Raw genomic sequence first — 21,218 nt, 5'->3', positions numbered from 1 at the left:
TTCACCTTCATAAAATACCCTGGCTGGTTCCGGGGTATTTTTTTGCCTTTTGTTATCTTTCTCTTAACGCGAGTTCTTTAGCCCGGTACATGGGTTTTAGTAAGTAGTCGAGAACTGATTTTTTTCCTGTTTTGATGTCTACGCTTGCCACCATGCCGGGAATAATAGGCAGTGGTTTACTGTCGCTGCCAAGATGATTTTTATCCGTTCGTACCTGTATCTGGTAAAAGCTTTCACCATCTTCGGTGGTAATGGTATCAGCACTGATGTGTTCAAGGCTGGCTTCCAGTCCGCCGTAAATGGAAAAGTCGTAAGCGGTTACTTTCACCGTTGCATCCAGATCGGGGTGTAGAAAAGCAATGTCTGTGGGCCGCACTTTGGCTTCAACCAGCAAGCTGTCTTCGGAAGGGACGATTTCGACCAGATCAATACCGGGTTGTACGACACCACCTATGGTATTGATGTTAAGTTTATTTATGGTGCCGTTGACTGGGGAGCGAACAGCGGTTCGGGCGACCCGGTCTTCCAGTGCAAGGTTGTTTTCATTGATGCGCAGAAGTTTTTCGTTAACTTCCGAAAGTTCCGTATTTAATTCGGTTTTAATCTGACGACGCTGCTCTTCTATTTTGTATTTGGCTTCTTCAATGGCTGCGGACAGTCTTGGCTGCGACAATCGGCTTTGGTCAAGCTTTCCTTTTAGTTCAGTTACCTGACGTTTCATTTTGATCAGTTCGACTTCAGATACAGAGCCACGCTTTGCCAGAGGGATAGTTAATGCTAACTCTTGCTCGGCAAGCATCATGCTCTCATTTAAATTACCATGACGGCTTTTAGCCTCATTCAGTGCTTGCTGTTGCTGCCTGAGTTGCTGTTGCAAAATAGCAAGGTTTGACTCTCTGGCACCGGTTCTTGCCTCATACAGTGCCAGCTCGTCATTAAAGGCACTACCGAGCTTTTCTATGGTGTTAATGCCGGGAGCAAACGGCTGATCATTCAGTTCTGCCAGAAGCCTCAATCTTTCCGCTTGAAGTGATTGCTCTGAATATTTGCTTTCCCTGAAGCTGGAAGCAAATCTTGTGTCATCTATTTGTAAAAGAATCTGACCTTCTTCAACGCTGTCACCTTCCCTGACCATGATGGCGGAAAGGATGCCCCCTTCAAGATTTTGTACTTTTTGTATTCGGGAAGAAGGAATAATTTTACCTTCTGCCCGTGTGATTTCGTCTAACTCGGCATAATGTGCCCAGACAATGGCAGAAGTGAACGCCAGTACAGTCGTGAACAGAATGCCGTGAGTGATACGGGGTAAGCGGGACTTCGCTTTGTCAAACGGATCTTGGATGTAGTCGCTGTCGTGCCATTGCCAGGGAGAACTCATGCGATTTCCTCCGCATTGTTTGTGGTTGTGCTGCGTGTACGCTGATTAAGTTGTTTTATGACGTCGTTCTTTGGTCCGTCGGCGACTAATTTACCCTGATCAAGAACGATCAGACGATCAACCAGTTTCAATAGTCCGGGTCTGTGTGTTACAAGAATCAGGGTTTTATCTTGAATAAGTGTTGTTAGCTCACGCATAAAACGGTTTTCTTCCGACAAGTCCATGGCTGAAGTGGGCTCATCAAGCAGCAGAATCGGAGGGTTTTTGAGCAGGGCTCTTGCCAGTGCAACCGCCTGGCGTTGACCTCCGGACAGGTCAAATCCACCTTCACCCACAGATCGGGAAAAACCTTCAGGGTGTTGTGCGCAGAATCGGGTTACGCCTGTCAACCTTGCGACCTTCAGCAGTTCTTCGTCGGTGGTTTCAGGCTGTCCAATGGTAATATTGTCTTTAATATTGCCATAAAGAAGACGTGAGTCTTGTGTATAAAATCCGAGTTGTTCACGCCATTGCGCCGGGTGCAATTGTTCTGATGCAATGCCATCGATAAGCATGCGCCCGTGAGTTGGGCAGGTTAATCCGGCAATCAATGAGAGCAGTGTTGATTTTCCGCACCCCATAGGGCCAAGAATACCGATTTTTTCACCTTGTCGTATGCTCAGGCTGATGTTGTCCAGAACTGGCGGTTGTTCCGGCCAGCTAAAGCTCACCTGCTGCAATGCTATATCGCCTTTAATGAATGCTGGGGCGATAGTGTTTTTGATATCACTTTCTTTTGGGGCGTTAACGATTTGTTTGATACCGTTCAGGGCTGATCGGGACTGATGGAGTCTCATTAATAATCCGGTAATTTGTGTTGCCGGAGCTAGAGCTCTACCGGACAAAATGCTACACGCAATTAATCCGCCCATTGTGAGTTCACCGGCTGTAACCAAATAAACACCACCGACAATCAAAAACACGTAAGCAATCTGCTGAATTGACTGAGTGACAGACAGTGCAGTTTGTGTGATTTTCCGAACTTTTAAACCATGGTGTCCGCACTGCTCTGCCAGTTGTTCCCATTTTCTTTGTAAAACACTTTGAGCATTATGAATCTTGATTTCACTCATGCAGGCCAGTGTTTCGTAGACCATGATTTGTTTTCTGGAGCCTTCCTGCATCATCAGATCGACGTGTTTTTTCAGGGAGTATTGCAATAGAAAGCTGACAAGGATAGCTACTGGAATAACAGTGACCGGTATCCAGACAAGAGGGCCGGCAATCCAGCCAATAAGTGCAAGGAATAAAAAGATAAAGGGCAGGTCAATTAATGTTGTAATGGTGGTTGATGTAAGGAATTGTCGAAACCCTTCAAATTCGTGGAGATAACTGGCTGAAGAACCGATCTTTAAGGATTGTTGCCTCTGGTTGAGTAATGAACTGAAAACGGTTGAAGAGAGTTGCAGGTCTATTCGGTGTCCTGCCTGATCGAGAAACCAGCTTCTCAAAAGCTTTAGTGTCAGGTCAAATGCAATGAGTAGCCCCATACCGATAGCGAGTACCCACAACGTCTCAAAAGCATGATTGGCAAGAACCCTGTCGTATACATTCATTACGAAGAGTGGCGTGCCCAGAGCAAACAGGTTAATGAATAACGAGGCGAGCAAAACTTCGCTATAGATAGGTATAGCTTGCTTTAGTGGACTTAGTAACCAATGATGCTGAGTCGGTTTTGTTGTAGCGCTGAGCCCTTCCTGATTCTGGTTAGGCTTAAAATAAATGACAGTGCCTGAATATTGTTCAGACAGAGTGGGTAGTGAAATATTTGCGGTTCCGGAAATAGTATGAATTGTTGCTGTTTTCGAGTCGATCTGCTTAAGCACGCAGGAAGATCCATCATTCAAGAGCAAGAGGGCAGGCAGCGCAAGTGTATTGACCTCCGAGAGAGATTGGTTACGAATAGCTCCTTTGAGACCGGCTTTTTCAGCTGCTTTTGGAATGCTTTCAGCCGATAGTTTGCCTTTATTAAGAGCTAGCCCTGAGGTAAGGCTGTGTGAATGGGTGGATATATAGTGGTGTTTGCATATTTCCAATAAAGAATGTAGCAATGGGTCTTTTATGCTATCCATTGGGAACCTTCCCACAATAATGTGTGCAGAGCATTTCCATTTCTGACATTAATGTAATTATTTTTTTAGCTCAGTGTAACTGCGCTTTATATCGTCAGGCAATGAATCAGAGGCATTAGTTTTTGACTTCTGGGAAAATTTACAGGTATTGTATAAATAACAATCAGCAGTGTTTGATTTGTAATAAATAAAATGCTTAATTGGTCGTTTATTAATCTCGAATTAATGATTTAGTAGACAGTACCTTGAGACTAATAAGTATTAGGCGATAACCAGATGTTGAAGTATTCATAAAGACTCAACCGGTATATTGCATGTTTAAGAAAATTACCCTTTTTCCTTTGGCTTCGTTCGCTATTCCCTTTCAGGTATCTCATGCAGACATCACTCTGGATGGGGTAGTTGCTACCTATGGACAGTACTTACCCATTCGCAGTATGATGGACCCCATAAACTGGACAGGTAGCTAAGTTAAGTTTTCTGGCTGTAAGATGACCCTGCAGGAGGGAATCATGACAGCAAAAAGAAAACGACATAAGCCCGAATTTAAGGCACAGGTAGCACTCGAAGCCTACAAGGGCGAAAAGACCATAAACCAGCTGGCAAGCGAACACGAAGTTGCAGCCGTTCAGGTTAGCCAGTGGAAGCGACAGCTACTCCAGGGGGTTCCAGAAGTCTTCGGCAGGGCACGGCCAGAGGTAGATCCAGATGCGCTCACTGCCCCCCTGTATCAGGAGATCGGACGGCTTAAAATGGAGCTGGACTGGTTGAAAAAAAAATCTGGCAATGTCCATTGATGACAAACGGAGATGCATAGACCCGGATCACTCGAAGATCAGCATTCAGCGCCAATGTGAACTGGTTGGGTTAAGCAGGTCAAGCTGGTATTACCAAGCTTCTCCAGCTTTGGAAAGCCCTGAGAATCTGAATCTGATGAGGCTCATTGATGAGCAGTATACACGTACACCGTTTTACGGCAGTCGTAAGATAACTGCATGGCTGAATGAGCAGGGCTTTCCGGTCAACAGGAAGCGTATACAGCGACTTATGAGGCTGATGGGCATACAGGCTGTCGGACCAAAACCGGGCACAAGCCTGAGAAACAAAGAGCATAAGGTTTACCCGTACTTGTTGAACGGCGTTGATATTGTGAGACCCAATCAGGTCTGGAGTACTGATATTACGTACTGCCCGATGCCTCAGGGGTTTATGTATCTGGTTGCCATTATTGACTGGTACAGCCGTTACGTGGTCAGCTGGGAGCTGTCGAACACACTGGATGCAGACTTCTGTATTCATGCGCTGGGTCGAGCTTTGGAACAAGGTGAACCTGATATATTCAACACTGACCAAGGGTGTCAGTTTACCAGTAATGATTTTCTGGCACCTCTTCAGGAACGGGAAATACGTATCAGCATGGACGGGAAAGGGCGAGCACTGGATAACATTTTTGTCGAGAGGCTGTGGCGCTCCGTCAAACATGAATGGCTGTACACGCATGAATTTCAGACTGTTCCAGAGCTTTATACTGGGCTGGATGAATACTTTGAGTTTTACAACACTGAACGATTACACCAGTCGTTGAGTTATAAAACGCCTAAGGCAATTCACTTTGCATGAGGGCTTTGGACCACTGCCAGGACTTAACTTAAATTTGTTGGTTTACTGTCTTGACAGTGGGGTCCACCATACAGTGCCCGAAATGCTGATTATGATAACTTCCGGCTCGGTTTGGTCTGGGAGTGGGAAGAACCATTATACGAATGGAATAATCTTCAGTTAGGAGGTTATTTCGAGCTGGCCGGTAGTCACTGGCGAAGCACATTAAAATCAACAAATAAAAGTCTAAATACTGCAAGTAAAGTGACAGCGGTGAGTTTTAGTCCCGTGTTTCGTTTTACTTCTCAGCATCCTGCATGGGGGGGAGTGAAACCGTTTGTAGACGCCGGTGTGGGAGGTACGTGGATATCCGAGAAAAATCTTGAAAAAGAGAACACTTCACCTATAAACATGGGCGGCCATTTTCAGTTTGAAGTGCGGTTAATGGCGGGTATCCGGTTTGGTGAGCAAAAGGCGTTTGAGTTTCGTTATGGCTGGATTCATTACTCGAATGCTGACCTTTATAAGCATAATGAATCAATGAATTTTCATCTGGCAACGCTTGGTTGGTATTGGTAACGCTGCATGTCTTGCGCATTGCTGGAATCTGTCAGTATTGTTTTCACCCGGCCTGTGGGCGTTTTTCCCGGTCGTAGTATAGATGTGATCAACCGGCCGCTGAGTCCTTCAAAAATCATCAGGGGCAGGTAATACCAATTCCGCTTTCTAAATATGACCATGAGCAATCCAATCCAAATCGCTGGGCAAGGAAGAACGACGAGTAATAGCTGGCTATTGCGAGGAGTTCCAACGCAGCTCCCGTGATTCAGAATGGCTGCGCAATTCATGTTTAGAAGGTGGAACTGGTATAAGTTCTGCCCATTGCTCAGGAGGAAGTGGAAGCACAATCTTGACTCATCTCAAAAAAGGATAAGCCAAGATTAGGATTTGTGTTAGAGAGATCGCTGATTAGGAGAGGTGGTATCTACGACCTGAATTTATAGCAATAGCGTTAGATTAATCCTTTTTCCTTTGCCATCGTCAACGCCAGATCCTCAATCATATCTTCCTGACCACCAACGGTGCCACGACGCCCCAGCTCGACCAGAATATCCCGCGCCTGAATACCGTATTTCGCTTCTGCCCGTTTGGCAAACAGCAGGAAGGAGGAGTAAACACCCGCATACCCCAGTGTCAGTGCATCCCGGTCGATACGAATGGGCTGATCCATAATCGGCACCACCCGGTCTTCCGCCACATCCATCACCTTATAAAGATCGACACCGGACTCTACTCCCATTCGATCCAGTACCGCCACAAACACTTCCAGAGGCGTATTACCGGCTCCGGCTCCTAATCCAGCCACGGAACCATCAATCCGGCTGGCACCGGCCTCGATGGCCGCCAGTGAATTGGCAATACCCATGCCCAGATTATGATGACCATGGAAGCCTATCTCGGTGTTCGCGTTCAACTCTGAACGCAACAGGCCAATCTTGGCAGTCACTTCATCCGGCAGCATGTAACCCGCTGAATCGGTACAGTAAATGCAGTTGGCACCATAACGTTCCATCAGTTTTGCCTGTTCCAGAATTTTTTCCGGTGACACCCTATGAGCCATCATCAGAAAACCTACCGTATCCATTTCCATTCTGGCGGACATGCCAATATGCTGTTCCGATACATCAGCCTCAGTACAGTGGGTTGCCACACGAATACACGACACACCATGGTCTTTCGCCATGCGTAGATGATCCAGAGTACCAATGCCCGGCAGTTGCAGGGCTGATACTTTCGCCTGCTTCAAAGCCGGTACAACCGCACTCAGGTACTCTTCATCAGAGTGCGCCGGAAAGCCATAGTTCAGCGACGCGCCGCCCAAACCATCACCATGGGTGACTTCAATCATGGGCATTCCGGCTTCATCCAGCCCTGTGGCTATATCCACCATTTCTTCAAGGCTTATCTGGTGAGCCTTGGCGTGCATCCCGTCCCGCAGACTCATATCGTGAAGGATGACGCTTTTACCTTTCAGGTTCATTGTTATTCTCCACTTAAATTAGCTGCGCTCAGGCAATGTGATCGTTCCATTCTGCACTTCTTCTGCAAACATCTCGGCAGTGCGCAAACCCGCAGCGGTCATAATGTCCAGATTACCGGCATACTTGGGCAGGAAATCTCCCAGCCCTTCCACTTCCATAAACACCGAAACTTTGTTGCCATCAAATACCGGGCCATTCACCAGTTTGTATCCGGGTACATAACGCTGAACCTCTGCCACCATGTCGTGTATTGATTGGGTAATGGCATCGGTATCCGGTGTATCGGTAGTAAGGCAGTGAATGGTATCGCGCATAATCAGGGGCGGTTCAGCCGGATTGATAACAATGATCGCCTTGCCCTTTTTAGCACCACCCACCTGCTCAACAGCACCGGACGTTGTGCGGGTAAATTCATCGATATTCTGTCGTGTACCTGGTCCAATGGAACGTGACGACACCGTTGCCACGATTTCACCATAGGCTACTTCCTGAACCCGTGACACCGCTGCCACCATGGGAATGGTTGCCTGTCCGCCACAGGTCACCATGTTAACGTTGAGCTTCAGGTCACTGGTATGTTCTTTCAGGTTCACCGGCGGCACACAGAAAGGGCCAATAGCGGCAGCCGTCAAATCCACCATAATCACGCCCAGTTCATTCAGCTTGCGACTGTTTTCAGCATGGACATAAGCCGACGTCGCATCGAAAGCGACGCGAAGATCGTCTTCAATCACGTGCGGCAGAACACCGTCAACCCCTTCAGCGGTGGTCTTGATGCCCATTTCCCGGGCACGTTTCAACCCTTCAGAGTCGGGATCAATGCCCACCATCCAGACCGGTTCAATCCAGTCGGAACGCTGCATTTTCATCAACAGGTCAGTTCCGATATTACCGGGCCCGATAATCACGGCTTTGAGTTTTTTATTCATGGATCAATCCCTATTGTCCAAACACGACAGACGCCGTTCCCAGCCCTTCAATCTCCAGCGACATTTCATCCCCTGGCTGTACCGGCTCCAGAGGTACCAGCGAGCCGGACAGAATCACTTCCCCTGCCCTGAACGGAATACCAAACTCGCCGAGCGTGTTGGCCAGCCAGGCAACCGCGGTCAGGGGATTGCCCTGTACCGCAGACCCCATGCCTTCGCTGATCAATTCACCATTTTTGAACACTTTCATCTGGAGATTGGGCAAATCCAGCTGGTTCGGGTCTACTGCCTGTTTGCCCAGTACAAAGACTCCGCAGGAAGCATTGTCTGCGACAGTATCCTGAATTTTGATCTGCCAGTTGTGGATACGGGAATCAACAATCTCGAAACAGGGCATCACCACATCAGTGGCTTCCAGTACATCCTGTTCAGTGACTCCCGGACCAACCAGATCCTGCTTCAGCCGGAAGGCAATCTCACCTTCGGCCCTTGGCTGAATCAGCTTATTGTCTGCCACAGAAATGGTTTCACCGTCTTGAAACCACATGTTGTCCGTGATGAAACCAAAATCTGGCTGATGCACATTCAGCATGTCCTGCACTGCTTTGGAGGTGACACCAATCTTTTTCCCAACGATCCTGTCACCATCGGCAACACGACGTTGCACCATATGCAGGGATATGTGGTAGGCGTCTTCTATAGACAGTTCGCTATCCCGCGCAGTAAGAGGCTGGATGGTCTGACCAGACGTCAGGGCTTCGTACAGCTCATCACCGTACTGCTCTCTTTTCTTATTATTCATTCCTCGTCCTTTCAGCGGTCTTCCAGAAATTCCAGACACTGACGGTTAAACAGTTCCTGATGCTCCATCATGACCCAGTGTCCGCACTCGCTGAGCAGGGTAAAACGAATGTTGCGGCACTCCTCCATCATGGTCTGGGCACCATGGGCCGGACAAAACTTGTCGTTCATACCCCAGAAACCAAGAATCGGGCATTGCAGTTCTTTCAGGCGCTTGGTGAGCTTTGGCACACTCATGGTGGACAGCACACATTCAGGCTGCTCTTTGACGACAGCCACCCGTTCCAGCACCACTTCTTCAGTCAGGCCGGTGGCGTCGTAGATCTGCAGGCTTAATAAACGACGCATACCTTCCGGCTCATTCAGTTCATCACCGGCAAATGCCGCAGCCATTTTCTGAATGCCTTCCATCTCCTGATAATAACGTTCCTTTTTCATCAGCCCGCCAGGTGCCATAAGAATCAAACGTGTCACCAGCTTCGGATAATCCAGTGCCAGTTTGATGGCAATAGCGCCACCCAGAGAATTACCCACCAGTGTTACTTTGCTGATACCAAGGTGATCCACCAGCTCTCTCATGGCTTCAACAAAAAAGTCCAGAGCATAATCGGTTTCAGGCTTGCTGCTTCGACCATAGCCGGGCAGGTCAGGCACAACGACCCGGTAACCGGCAGCCTGAAAAATTGGATAATTGAGCTTGAAATTACTGTGTCCACTGGCTCCCGGTCCCGAGCCGTGAATGAACAGAACCGCTTCGCCTTCCCCGGCATCCAGATAATGCAGGGTGACATCATCATCCAGTCGAACATAGCTGTGCTCGGGTATTACACTCATCCCTAACCTCCTGACCAGAAAACAGCCAACGGGCTGTCATATTCATTTATTCATCGCATCCGGCGATTCTTTCAATGCAGGGACACACCATCATCGTTTAAACGGACTAATACTCTTGCTGGCTCAATGGGTAAGATTCGCCACAGAATCAATCACCACAGAAGAATAAAAGCATGCAAAACCCGTTGGATTTTACTGGTCAGGTTGTCATCGTCACTGGTGGTGGTAAAGGTGCAGGTAAAGGCATCAGTGAGTGCTTCCTCCAGCAGGGTGCTGACGTGGTGATCTGTGGTCGCACAGAGCCGGAACAACTCCCGGCTGCCAATGGCCGGGAAGCTTTTTTTATTCCCTGTGACGTACGCGACATTGAGCAGGCACAACAACTGGTTGATGCCACCGTTGAACGCTTTGGTCGTCTTGATGTGATGATTAATAATGCCGGTGGTGCACCCTTTGCGGATGCCGCTACAGTATCACCACGTTTTTCCGAATCCATTCTGCGCCTGAACCTGATCGCTCCGCTGAACCTTTGTCAGCTGGCAAACCGGGTCATGCAACAGCAGGAACAGGGTGGCAGCATTATCAATATCTGCAGTGTCAGTGCCAAACGTCCCTCACCCGGCACTGCGGCCTACGGTGCCGCCAAAGCCGGGCTGGTTAACCTGACTCAGTCACTCGCCGTAGAATGGGCTCCGGCAGTACGCGTCAATGCAGTGATTGCCGGTATGATCCAGACCGAACAGTCGCACCTGCATTATGGTGATGATCAAGGCATCGCCAGTGTCGCCAGAACCGTCCCTCTGCAAAGGCTGGCACAACCTTCCGATATAGGCGACACCTGCCTTTATCTGGCTTCCGGACTGGCTTCGTACGTCAGCGGTTCAGAAATAACCGTCCACGGCGGTGGTGAAAAACCTGCTTTCCTTGAAGCGGCTACTGCGGATAATTGAGCGCCATAAGAGAATCTAACAGGGAGACGTTTACAGCCATGAGTTCAAAAGCTTCACACCAGCTGATTATTAACCTTCCTCTTGAACAAACCTGGGCGATTTGCAGGACTACAGTCAGGCGCCCAATTACGTGCCTGACCTGACCGGCTGTGAAATGCATGAAGGCCCGAAACAGGGTATTGGCACCAGTCGTCGGGTATTTCTCAGTAATGGCAGTCATATGGATGAAACCGTTACCCAGTGGCAGGAGTTACAGGGATTTACCATAAGGCTGCACAAAGGCGACCAAGGCGCACCAAAACCGTTTAGCGAAGCCAGTTTTGTTTACCGGATTGAGCCTGAAGGCCAGACCACCCGCCTGACCATGACCATGGATTACACCATGAAGGGAGGCGTTATTGCCCGATTGATGGACAAGGCATTCATGAACCTGATTATTCGAAGCACTGTTGCCAGAATTGCGAAAAACATGAAGGGCTATTACGAAACCGGCATTCCCACCAATAAAGCGTTTAAAACCGGATCGGACAAAAACACATAACGCACCATTTTGACACAGATTCGAACGAGCAAGATTTGATCAACATCAAGGATTTGGTGCCGCAAAATCCGTAAATTAGAACCTGTCACGAGGTCGGATGCACACAGGCGCAGCAGTCGCGCAACGTATTAAACGATCCAGATGCATCAGCAGGCAGTGACAGAACTCACGAGTTGCGGGAGCGCAACAATGTGATAACCAAGCTTGGAAAGCTTCACTTTTCAGCGTATGACATTGGCCCCATTTTTGGGGCTTTTGTTTATTTTGCAGACACGTAGACCCGCCTCTTTCTATAACGCTTTTTATTCTCTAATGAAAATACCTTGATTTCTCCTTTCCGTGAACTATGCCTATAGGTCCCAAAAATAAGAAGAAGAAAAGATGTTAAAGCATTTAAAGGTTCTGATTATCACTGCACTAATAGTGTTATCAGTACTGGCTATAGTTTTGCCAATATTCAATACCATTTGAAGATATACCGTATAGTAGAGGAAGGCGAGAATCTACCTACTCTTTCACTATCACAGCTTCGCTTCTATTCATTTGTACACAACCCGGGAGGGCAGGATCATTCTTTTATCATAACCAGACTTGAACACCCGGAAGATGGTAATATTCAGCAATACAGCAAAGTTCTATCGATCCCTGTTACCAGAGAAAAGAAGGCAGAAGACTCTCAGGGAGGAAAATGGAGGAAATCCTTTCGCAAAAGTAGCAGCCGAAAAAAGGATGACCAAGCTACTCATAGACCCAGTTTAAAACAACTGAATCATTTAATAGCGTTCGAGGTCTGGGATCAGATAAATCTGTCTTTCCAACCATATGCTGCTGATGAAAGTCGATATTACACCGACTATGGTACTTCCGAGAACATCAATACTTACATTTCTGCAAGCCACCATTCTATAACTATTTTTGAGTTACTGTTCGACCTGCTTCGACCAGGCTACAAAGTGGTCAATGCCAGCTCTCTTGCCCAACACATTGCATTATTAAAGGCTCCACAAACATTCACTGATGTTTTATTTTCCGTCACGCAAGATTGGGATATTCAGTTTGTTTATGTCAGGAGCCCAACCAACCCAGAACACTTTAATATTTTGGGAATAAGGATCAGATCTCCTGAGTACACTGACGCAAGGGGTGGTTTAACCAGAACAGACTTACTACTTAGACTAGAAGGTGAATCTGAAAACACCCGAACCACTTCTGACCCGGGAGAGTCCAGGACAGTCTTGACAGGAAAGCCGAGGTTTAATTCGGAATCTCAAACAGAACAAAACACTTACGTGGACATGTCACCGGGAACCCTATCAGGCAAATTTTTTCAAGCGTGACCATTAGCCTCACCCCAATTAACGCAGAAACAGCACTATGAAAATACACAACCTGTATTTCAAATAGAACCGGCATCAGACAACTCTGACTACATGACAATGAACCGATCTAACCAGACCACCTCATATGATCAACCCAAAGCCGCAGAGAAGCCTTCAAGTGAAGAGAAAAGAAGCAGCGGAAGGAAATCCGTGAAACAGAAGAAAACATCCGTTCGCGAAGGAGGCACAAATAACTACGATGCACCTCCACGCCGAAAAGCAGATAGTGCGAACCACCCAGCAGAAGAAGAAGAGCCTTCCCAACTCTACCAGAATGTAGTGTTTAAACCGGAAGATACACATCAAAAATAAAAAGCAATCAAACTGAGCGGGGGTAAGGTATACAACATGCCTATGAACAAAAACCTATATACACCCCGCCAGCATCCCGTTACATTGTCGTTTTCATCAACACAACAAGCATAATGCTGGAGGATATTCATGATTGTAGTCATCACCCACCGGGACAACTGCCTGTAACGTTGTAACTGCAACCTTTTTACTTTAACCGTTACAACTCAACACGCACTCCCTTCTGCCCGGTATTCAAACCGGGGCGAATCTGCACGCCCCTGAAAAATGACTTTTACTCGACGTAAGACCCTTTTTTACGTCCGGGGTGGCTATGACCTATTCAAATCAAACCGCAAGCGAAAACGCCAGCGTAAACCTGTCCCTGCACGAACTGGGCTGGAAGCCTTTTTTCCAACAACAACTAACCCTTGACGAGTGGGATGATGCGATCCCTGCCCGCGTGGTTGAACAGCATCGCTCTGTGATCGTTATTCAGACAGAAGACGAACGCCTTTCATTACCGGTTCTTCCCGATATGACAGGAATAACTGTGGGCGACTGGCTGCTGATCAATCGAGAGAATCGCTTTAGCCGTCTGCTTGACCGGCAATCACTGTTTTCCCGTAAAGCCGCTGGCGGCAAGGTCAACAGCCAGTGCATCGCGGCCAATGTTGATACGGTGTTTATCGTCAGCTCAATGAACCATGACTTTAACCTCAATCGCATTGAACGTTTTCTGGCACTGGTTCATGAAGCCGGTGCAGAGCCAGTGGTGGTGCTCACCAAAGCCGACCTGTGTGAAGACCCGCAGAGTTACCTTCAGCAGGTGCGATCCATGGACGCCATGCTGATGGTCGAGCCGGTGAACGCCCTGGATACCCACAGCGTCAAGGCTCTGGACAGCTGGTGCTCAATGGGTAAAACCATTGCGTTTCTGGGTTCTTCCGGGGTCGGAAAATCCACCCTGGTGAATACCCTGTTACATCGTCAGAGCCAGACAACGGGAAACATTCGTGAAGACGATAGTAAAGGCCGTCACACCACGACAGCACGCTCCCTGCACCCTATGTCATCGGGCAGCCTGCTGCTTGACACACCCGGAATGCGTGAGTTGCAACTGGCAGATTGTGAACAGGGCGTAGAAGAAACCTTTGCCGACATTCAGCGACTGACTCAACAATGTCAGTTCAGCGATTGCCAGCATAACGGTGAGCCCGGATGCGCCATTGAACAGGCAATAGACGACGGACAGCTGGAGCCAAGGCGCCTGAACAACTACCGCAAGCTGATGCGGGAACAGGCAATGAATGCTGCCACATTGGCAGAAAAACGAGCCAGGGATAAGTCCCTGAGCCGACTGTACCAAAGTGTCCAGAATGAGTCCCGCCGCAGGAAAAAAGGATGAAAGATATGAAAAACATGAAACAACAACTGCTTCAGGGGACACCTCTGCCACTGGATGACAGCTATCAATTATCTCTGATAAGCAAGGCAGACATTGACGATCTGGTCGCCATGCTTCAGGACGAAGAAGTCACGGAATTTCTCTGGTTCGCCCCTGCACCCGAGCAATTCTTGCGCGACTATTTCAACCCAATGGCAGAACATAATGAAAAAGCCATAACAGAACAAAGCGAGCCCATGACTACCCTGATCATTCGGGATGCCCAAACCGGAGCCTTTGCCGGAATGGCCGCCATTCTGCCCATGGGTATGATTCCCGGTGTGTATGAAGTCGGCTATCAACTGCCTCGTCAGAGCTGGGGTAAAGGACTGGCAACCCGCGTCAGTCGTTTATTACTCCGCTATGGCTTTGAAGAACTGGGGGCGCACAAAATTGTTGCTGACTGCTACGCCAGCAACAAAGGTTCGGAAAGAGTGATGCAGAAAATTGGCATGACCAAGGAAGGTCATCAAACCAACTTCTACCCCTACAAAGGCGGACTGGACGATCGCGTCCATTATGGCATAAACGCCTGACCCCTCATTCAGGATGTTGCATAAATATGCAATATCCTGAACCTCCACACAAAAACCCTTCAATCCCCAAAAACATAAGCTGTAAAAACTCATTACAAAAACACACAATTGTCCAAATAGTACATTTAGTCGCCAAATATGGAATTATTATTCACAGCTTGAGAATAATTATTTGCATATAATTCTAACTTTATTGCATAATCGTCCCACATGATCAGAAAAGCATCCGAAATGGATCGGATCTTAATGGCAGTGAAGGTGTGAATCCTTCATCAAATCGAAGTGACCGGGGAATGGAGGCTCGTTATGAAGCAGTTTACAGCCTTAAGCACCAACAACAGACCGTCGTATGGACTGGCACAGTGGATGGCATTTGTTATTCCTTCACTGTTGGGTATCTTATTATTCATCACACCTGTCAGCGTTGGTGAGCAGTTCACCATTCCTGTAGCCCTGTTGGCTTCAGCGTTGAAAAGCAGCATTGACGAAGCCATTGCGCCCCTGATAACCCTGATTATTATCTTTACCGCGCTGGCAACACTGGCGACCAAGTGTTTCAAACCAGCCTTTATAAACCGTTCTGAATTCCTTACCGGCCTGTTTGATGTCAGCCCGGCCTGGTGCGCGGCCCGTGTTCTGGGTATGGTGTTTGCTATCCTGAGCCTGTTCGAAATGGGGCCGGCTCCGATCTGGTCTGCCGATACGGGCGGTATGGTTCTGTTTGACCTGTTGCCGACACTGTTCTCGGTCTTTCTGTTTGCCGGATTACTGTTGCCGCTGCTGATGAACTTCGGCCTGCTTGAACTGCTGGGCACCCTGTTGACCAAAGTCATGAGACCTGTATTTGGTCTGCCCGGCAGAGCAGCCATCAACTGTATTGCCTCCTGGCTCGGCGATGGCAGCGTAGGCGTACTCATGACCAGCAAACAGTATGAAACCAGCCATTACACCCAGAGAGAAGCCGCTGTTATTGGTACAACGTTCTCCATGGTTTCGATCACTTTCTCACTGGTCGTGATTGCTCAGGTCGGTCTGGAACATATGTTTGGTGCTTTTTATCTGACAGTGTGTCTGGCCGGTGTTGTAGCAGCGATTATTGTTCCGAAACTGCCACCGCTGTCCAACAAAAAAGACCAGTACCTCTCGGGCGAGCCCCTCAAAGTCGATGACGAACAAATTCCGGCAGGACAGGGCGCGATCAGCTGGGGTGTTGAGAATGCCATCAAGAAAGCCACCGCGACCGAGAACCATCCGGCCAAAGTATTCAGTGAAGGCATGAAAAATGCCATCGATATGGTGTTTGGCGTACTCCCGGTTGTTATGGCGATTGGTACCGTTGCCCTGATCATTGCCGAATACACGCCGGTCTTTAACTATCTGGGTATGCCTTTTATTCCACTGCTGGAACTGCTGCAGATCCCCGAGGCCGAGCTGGCTTCCAGAACCATGGTGGTCGGTTTTGCAGATATGTTTGTGCCTTCCATTCTGGCAGCATCCATTGAAACAGAAATGACCCGTTTTGTTATCGCTGCGCTGTCTCTGACCCAGCTGATCTACCTGTCTGAAGTCGGAGCCCTGCTGCTGGGCAGCAAAGTACCCGTGACTCTGGGTGAGTTGTTTATCATCTTTATCCTGAGAACTCTGGTCACCCTGCCCGTCATTGCAGCCATGGCACACTTGTTCTTCTGATCATTCAACTTCCAGCCTGATTGAAAAAGCCCCTTAAATATGGGGCTTTTTCAGATTCCCCCCTCAGTCACCAGCCTGTACACTTCAGCCTTATCAGCGGAGTCATACCAATTCATGTTTAGAAGATGGAATTGGTATCATGCTCCTGACCGCCTATTTTTAAGCAGGTATCACGTTCCTTATGGAAGCCTTTTTGTCTTCAACCTTTGCCATTGCTATCGCCGAAATAGGCGACAAAACCCAACTGCTTGCCTTTATACTGGCAACACGTTTCCGCAAACCGCTGGTCATCTGTCTGGGAATACTCGCTGCAACCACTCTGAATCATGCAGCCGCGGCCTGGGTTGGGCAATGGATTGCCGAGTGGATAACCGGAGACACAGGGCGATACCTTCTGGCTGCCTCCTTTGCTGTGGTCGCCATCTGGATGTTAATACCGGATAAAGTCGAAAAAGAAGAAAGCCGCTTTTATCGTTACGGCCCGTTTACGGCTACGTTTATTCTGTTTTTTCTGGCGGAAATTGGCGACAAAACCCAGGTAGCTACCGTACTGCTGGCTGCCATGTATGACAATTACTGGGCCGTTATTATCGGAACAACCGTGGGAATGATGCTGGCAAATGTGCCTGTGGTGATGATGGGAAAACTCTCTGCTGACAAACTGCCCATGCAGTGGGTTCACCGTTTCAGTGCCTGCCTGTTTCTGGCCTTTGCTACGTTAACACTGACTCACGGCTAAAAATCGTTTGACGGCAGACACCCTGACAGGTCTCTGCCTTTTACTGATAACGATCAGCGGTCACCACCCATACGGCGCTTAGCTGCATGCTCACGCTTAACAGGGACAACATTGTTCTTTTTCACATCACGCTTGACCTTGCAGTAAGCAGGCTGCGGATCATGCTCCCAGCGACACGGGTTAGGACCATCCTTGGCCACCGCCATACCTGAAGCCATACCGAAAACAAGTGCTGCTACACCGATTACCTTCTTCATTCAATCCACCTCCTGTGTGGAATCGTTTGCAAATAATGCCTGAAGAAGTATCGGCTGAATGATTGTCGCTTTAACAGAAGCGGGCAGTCTTTGCCCTCGATCCGTTATTCGAAGAGTTCCTGCTGCTGTTCAACAGGCGCTGGCATATGCTTCACCGAATGCGGCAAAAACTTCGTTTCCACAATAAACCACTGCCCTTCAATCAGCCTGTAGCGATCCTGATAAAACCCTCCAAGCTGCTGACTCGCACCTGTACGCCCGTCGATCGTAAAGAAATACAGTGCCCAGCGCCCTGAAGCCTGATCGCCATTCACTTCAATTTCCGGATTAGTGCCATGATGGAGATCGATAACATGAGCATGGCAGGCCATTTGCTCAAAGACTCTGATAAAGCTATCCCGATGGGAAAAGGTGCCTATCACACCATAATCAATCAGTATTTCACCCTCTGCAAAACACTGACGAACCGCTTCAATATCTTTCAGGTCGCAACTGTTAAGGTAACGGTGTTTGAGCTGCCTTATGGCTTCAAGGTGCTCCAACTGCTGAATGCGCTGTTCAAGATTCATTGTCATACTGTTCCCTGATCCCTAAACGGTTTCAGCCAATTCATCGGCACGGGGCACACTGGAGTAGTTATGCTCCGGACTCCAGAAAGCACGCATGGAAATAATCTTCCCATCGTCGTTAAAGCGCATAAAATCAATCGGCTCAATCACCATGGTCTGATCGTAATTGTGCATGGTCACTCTGAATGGTACAGCCCCTTCGCCAACATTAGTGGTACGAACAGAACCGGTCTGCTCGGTAGCTACATCAATCTTTCCCAGCCCTTGACGATAAAAGCGCGCAACCGCCTCAATGCCAACATAAGGCTCAGTACCCACCGGGTCTTCCACCACGGCATCCGCTGCGTACAGTTCCAATATTCCTTCAACATCTCCGGCATTAACCAGCCGTACATACAGCTCCATTTTTTGCCTGATCACATCTTGACTGACCATAACGCTCTCTCCTTCCGTGAACCTTTTATACCACTTCAAACAGACCCGCTGCGCCCATACCGCCACCAATGCATAGGGTCACAACCACGTATTTCACACCCCGACGCTTACCTTCCAGCAGGGCGTGTCCGACCATCCGCGCACCGGACATACCAAACGGATGACCAATGGCAATGGCACCGCCATTGACGTTCAGGTTTTCATTGGGGATACCCAGCTGGTCACGGCAATAAATCACCTGACAGGCAAAGGCTTCGTTTAACTCCCATAAACCAATGTCGTCCATCTTCAAACCGTTGCGCTGTAGAAGTTTGGGAATCGCATACACCGGCCCGATACCCATTTCATCGGCATTACATCCGGCAACAGACAGCCCGCGATAAATACCCAGTGGCTCCAGTCCTTTCTGTTCCGCTTGCGTACTGCTCATCAACACCGACGCGGAAGCGCCATCGGAAAGCTGTGAAGCATTACCGGCAGTAATGAATCGTCCCTGTTTAATCCACTGACCGTCTTTCCAGACCGGTTCCAAGGCCGAAAGACTTTCCAGAGTGGTTTTAGGACGATTGCATTCATCTTTGGTCAGGGTTACATCTTCATAAGTGGTTTCTTTCGTTTCCCGGTTAAAAACGGCCTTCGTCGTATTGAACGGCACAATTTCATCATCAAAAAGACCACTGCTCTGAGCTTTGGCAATACGAAGCTGGCTTTGCAGGCTGTACTCATCCTGAGCTTCACGGCTGATGCCATAGCGTTCCGCCACTATTTCAGCGGTTTCAATCATGGGGATATACGCCGTTGGGTCAAGATCAGTCACCGTTTGGGAAACATTGCGGTAACTGTTTTTGTGCTTGTTCTGCACCAGTGAAATGGATTCCAGGCCACCCGCCACTGCGATATCCGTTTCATCACAAATGATACTTTTCGCTGCCGTTGCGATAGTCATCAGCCCTGACGAACACTGTCGCTCCATAGCCATGCCGGAAACGGTAGAAGGCAACCCGGCCGCAACAGCACAAAGACGACCAAGATTGTATGCCTGTGTGCCCTGCTGGGCTGCGGCACCAATCAACACGTCATCGACCTCACCCGGCTCAATACCAGCACGCTTTACAGCTTCCCGGACAACATGCCCCCCCATAGCCGGAGCTTCAGTGTTGTTGAGGGAACCCCGAAAAGACTTACCCATGCCGGTTCGGGCGGTAGAGACAATGACGGCTTCTTTCATGACAATAACCTTTATTCTTTTTATTCACTGATGTTACGCACCTTAAACGAAGGAATCAGGGCTACAGAGCAATGACCTCGTTCGGAAATCTTGATGATTCGTAGAGGGTGCGTAACTCCAGTTATTCAGTAATCTGTTCAAGCTGGATAATAACGGGAAATAGTATCAATCACGCAGGCTGGGCGTTCTTCCCCTTCAATTTCAATCGTGACCCGCACCGTAGACTGTACACCCCCTTTCACTTCTTCAACGGCAATCAATTCACCACGGCCACGCACACGAGAGCCCACTTTCACGGCACTGGGAAAACGCACTTTGTCACAACCATAATTGACTCCCATGCTGACGCCATGCACTTCAACAATCTGGGGCAGAAAATAGTTTGCCAGTGACAATGTCAGATAACCGTGAGCAATACAGGCACCAAAAGGGCCACCCTTTGCCTTCTCCGGATTCACATGAATCCACTGATGATCACCCGTGGCTTCAGCAAACAGATTAATTCGTTCCTGATCAATACTCAGCCAGTCACTCCTGCCAAGCTCTGTACCGACACTGTCTTTTAATTCAAACGGGGTTTTGAAAACTTTCGCCATATCGCTGTCCTCTGAAATACGACACTTAAGTACTCGATCATATGAACGAGTACTTATCTTTTTATGCTCTTTGACTGCTGGCTGACAGCACTTCACCGGTCATGTAAGAGCTGTAGTCACTGGCAAGAAACATCATAATATTGGCAATCTCCCAAACCTCGGCTGCACGTCCAAACGCTTCGCGTGACGCCAGCTGATCGAGCAGCTCCTGTGGTGCTGACTTCCTAAGAAAGTCATGTAATGCAATGCTGGGACTGACCGCATTGATACGAACACCATACTCGGCAGCCTCTACTGCCGCACAATGGGTCAGAGCCATCACTCCGGCTTTGGCTGCGGCATAGTGTGCCTGCTCTTTCTGGGCACGCCAGCCAAGCACCGAGGCATTGTTGACAATGACGCCTTTTCTACGCTCCATCATTTTGGGCAACATGGCACGGGTCATTCGCATGGTGCCTGTCAGAGTGATATCGAGCACTCTTTGCCATTCCACATCACTCATATCAACCAGCAGTCGGGAGCCCCCCAGTCCTGCATTATTGATCAGTACATCAACGCCGCCAGACTGAGATTCCGCCATAGCGATGAGCGCCTGAACCTGTTCTTCATCGGTCACATTACACAGTTGACCCTGAACCTGCTGCAACCCGGTATCTGCTTTAATTCGCTCTACCGCTTCTGCCAGACGACCTTCGTGTATGTCGCTAATAATTAATGAACGACAACCTTCTTCTGCTGCACGAACCGCTGCGGAGTAGCCAATGCCAGCTCCCGCCGCCGCAGTGATCAAAACAGACTTACCTTCCAGCAGGTTGTGCCCTTTAACGTACTCAGGAATGAGCATGCAACTCTCCAAACTTCTTTTGA

Annotated in this window: 22 protein-coding genes; 10 read left to right on the top strand and 12 right to left on the bottom strand. The window is 48.6% G+C overall.

Annotation, left to right across the window (positions count from 1 at the left end; translation table 11 throughout):
• Positions 1–52: 52 nt before the first annotated feature.
• Together EZMO1_RS06755 and EZMO1_RS06750 are read right to left on the bottom strand one after the other, a co-directional pair.
• On the bottom strand, positions 53–1,378 hold the full coding sequence (locus EZMO1_RS06755; RefSeq protein WP_034874540.1) for an HlyD family type I secretion periplasmic adaptor subunit: 1,326 nt from the start codon (positions 1,376–1,378) through the stop codon (positions 53–55).
• On the bottom strand, positions 1,375–3,489 hold the full coding sequence (locus EZMO1_RS06750) for a type I secretion system permease/ATPase (RefSeq protein ID WP_082211878.1): 2,115 nt from the start codon (positions 3,487–3,489) through the stop codon (positions 1,375–1,377). The genes EZMO1_RS06755 and EZMO1_RS06750 overlap by 4 nt, the downstream gene beginning before the upstream one ends.
• A gap of 512 nt (positions 3,490–4,001) precedes the next feature.
• Between EZMO1_RS06750 and EZMO1_RS06740 the strand changes: the two genes are divergently transcribed.
• Together EZMO1_RS06740 and EZMO1_RS06735 are read left to right on the top strand one after the other, a co-directional pair.
• Positions 4,002–5,109, top strand: a protein-coding gene (locus EZMO1_RS06740) for an IS3 family transposase (RefSeq protein ID WP_145912435.1) whose coding sequence is annotated in 2 segments (ribosomal slippage) — positions 4,002–4,270 and positions 4,269–5,109 — 1,110 coding nt in all. Because the reading frame shifts where the segments join, the coding sequence is not laid out codon by codon here.
• A gap of 111 nt (positions 5,110–5,220) precedes the next feature.
• Positions 5,221–5,667, top strand: a complete 447-nt coding sequence (locus EZMO1_RS06735) for an acyloxyacyl hydrolase (protein WP_034874548.1) — start codon at positions 5,221–5,223, stop codon at positions 5,665–5,667.
• 433 nt (positions 5,668–6,100) lie between these two features.
• Here the strand turns inward: EZMO1_RS06735 and dmpG are convergent, their stop codons facing one another.
• The 4 genes from dmpG to EZMO1_RS06715 are packed head-to-tail and all read right to left on the bottom strand — an operon-like array spanning position 6,101 to position 9,694.
• Complete coding sequence (gene dmpG, locus EZMO1_RS06730) at positions 6,101–7,129, bottom strand: 4-hydroxy-2-oxovalerate aldolase (protein ID WP_034874549.1); 1,029 nt, start codon at positions 7,127–7,129, stop codon at positions 6,101–6,103.
• 18 nt (positions 7,130–7,147) lie between these two features.
• Positions 7,148–8,059, bottom strand: a complete 912-nt coding sequence (locus EZMO1_RS06725) for an acetaldehyde dehydrogenase (acetylating) (protein ID WP_034874551.1) — start codon at positions 8,057–8,059, stop codon at positions 7,148–7,150.
• A 10-nt stretch (positions 8,060–8,069) separates the two neighbouring features.
• On the bottom strand, positions 8,070–8,861 hold the full coding sequence (locus EZMO1_RS06720) for a fumarylacetoacetate hydrolase family protein (RefSeq protein WP_034874554.1): 792 nt from the start codon (positions 8,859–8,861) through the stop codon (positions 8,070–8,072).
• 11 nt (positions 8,862–8,872) lie between these two features.
• Positions 8,873–9,694: an alpha/beta fold hydrolase gene (locus EZMO1_RS06715; protein WP_034874556.1), complete on the bottom strand. Its 822-nt coding sequence runs from the start codon at positions 9,692–9,694 to the stop codon at positions 8,873–8,875.
• Between the two features lie 173 nt (positions 9,695–9,867).
• Between EZMO1_RS06715 and EZMO1_RS06710 the strand changes: the two genes are divergently transcribed.
• From EZMO1_RS06710 to EZMO1_RS06675, 8 genes are all read left to right on the top strand, one after another.
• Positions 9,868–10,644, top strand: coding sequence for an SDR family oxidoreductase (locus EZMO1_RS06710; RefSeq protein ID WP_034874558.1), 777 nt, complete (start codon positions 9,868–9,870; stop codon positions 10,642–10,644).
• Between the two features lie 130 nt (positions 10,645–10,774).
• Positions 10,775–11,185 carry an SRPBCC family protein gene (locus EZMO1_RS06705; protein ID WP_051789731.1) on the top strand — a complete coding sequence of 137 codons (411 nt, stop codon included), beginning with the start codon at positions 10,775–10,777 and terminating at the stop codon, positions 11,183–11,185.
• 467 nt (positions 11,186–11,652) lie between these two features.
• Complete coding sequence (locus tag EZMO1_RS06700; protein WP_034874561.1) at positions 11,653–12,522, top strand: hypothetical protein; 870 nt, start codon at positions 11,653–11,655, stop codon at positions 12,520–12,522.
• A gap of 99 nt (positions 12,523–12,621) precedes the next feature.
• On the top strand, positions 12,622–12,876 hold the full coding sequence (locus EZMO1_RS26575) for a hypothetical protein (RefSeq protein WP_034874563.1): 255 nt from the start codon (positions 12,622–12,624) through the stop codon (positions 12,874–12,876).
• Positions 12,877–13,189: 313 nt separating this feature from the next.
• Complete coding sequence (rsgA, locus tag EZMO1_RS06690) at positions 13,190–14,263, top strand: ribosome small subunit-dependent GTPase A (protein ID WP_187300054.1); 1,074 nt, start codon at positions 13,190–13,192, stop codon at positions 14,261–14,263.
• 5 nt (positions 14,264–14,268) lie between these two features.
• Positions 14,269–14,838 carry a GNAT family N-acetyltransferase gene (locus tag EZMO1_RS06685; RefSeq protein ID WP_222842206.1) on the top strand — a complete coding sequence of 190 codons (570 nt, stop codon included), beginning with the start codon at positions 14,269–14,271 and terminating at the stop codon, positions 14,836–14,838.
• Between the two features lie 306 nt (positions 14,839–15,144).
• Positions 15,145–16,527: a YjiH family protein gene (locus EZMO1_RS06680; protein WP_034874565.1), complete on the top strand. Its 1,383-nt coding sequence runs from the start codon at positions 15,145–15,147 to the stop codon at positions 16,525–16,527.
• Positions 16,528–16,720: 193 nt separating this feature from the next.
• Positions 16,721–17,266, top strand: a complete 546-nt coding sequence (locus EZMO1_RS06675) for a TMEM165/GDT1 family protein (protein ID WP_244886732.1) — start codon at positions 16,721–16,723, stop codon at positions 17,264–17,266.
• 53 nt (positions 17,267–17,319) lie between these two features.
• On the opposite strand, the gene EZMO1_RS06670 is transcribed toward EZMO1_RS06675, so the two are convergent.
• The 6 genes from EZMO1_RS06670 to EZMO1_RS06645 all read right to left on the bottom strand — a co-directional run bounded on the left by EZMO1_RS06670 (position 17,320) and on the right by EZMO1_RS06645 (position 21,195).
• The gene (locus EZMO1_RS06670; protein WP_034874568.1) at positions 17,320–17,523 is read right to left on the bottom strand and encodes a hypothetical protein; all 204 of its coding nucleotides are present in this window, start codon (positions 17,521–17,523) and stop codon (positions 17,320–17,322) included.
• Positions 17,524–17,627: 104 nt separating this feature from the next.
• Complete coding sequence (locus EZMO1_RS06665; protein ID WP_236631994.1) at positions 17,628–18,098, bottom strand: nuclear transport factor 2 family protein; 471 nt, start codon at positions 18,096–18,098, stop codon at positions 17,628–17,630.
• 15 nt (positions 18,099–18,113) lie between these two features.
• On the bottom strand, positions 18,114–18,527 hold the full coding sequence (locus tag EZMO1_RS06660) for a nuclear transport factor 2 family protein (RefSeq protein ID WP_034874570.1): 414 nt from the start codon (positions 18,525–18,527) through the stop codon (positions 18,114–18,116).
• A gap of 25 nt (positions 18,528–18,552) precedes the next feature.
• Positions 18,553–19,755: an acetyl-CoA C-acyltransferase gene (locus EZMO1_RS06655; protein WP_034874572.1), complete on the bottom strand. Its 1,203-nt coding sequence runs from the start codon at positions 19,753–19,755 to the stop codon at positions 18,553–18,555.
• A gap of 137 nt (positions 19,756–19,892) precedes the next feature.
• Entirely contained in the window at positions 19,893–20,351 is a 459-nt protein-coding gene (locus tag EZMO1_RS06650; protein ID WP_034874575.1) for a MaoC family dehydratase, read from the bottom strand.
• Between the two features lie 61 nt (positions 20,352–20,412).
• On the bottom strand, positions 20,413–21,195 hold the full coding sequence (locus EZMO1_RS06645; RefSeq protein ID WP_034874577.1) for an SDR family oxidoreductase: 783 nt from the start codon (positions 21,193–21,195) through the stop codon (positions 20,413–20,415).
• Between the last annotated feature and the right edge of the window lie 23 nt (positions 21,196–21,218).

This window comes from Endozoicomonas montiporae CL-33, assembly GCF_001583435.1.
GTDB lineage: Bacteria > Pseudomonadota > Gammaproteobacteria > Pseudomonadales > Endozoicomonadaceae > Endozoicomonas_A > Endozoicomonas_A montiporae.
Note: the sequence above shows the minus strand (reverse complement) of the source record. Positions and strands in the feature narration are given on the sequence as shown.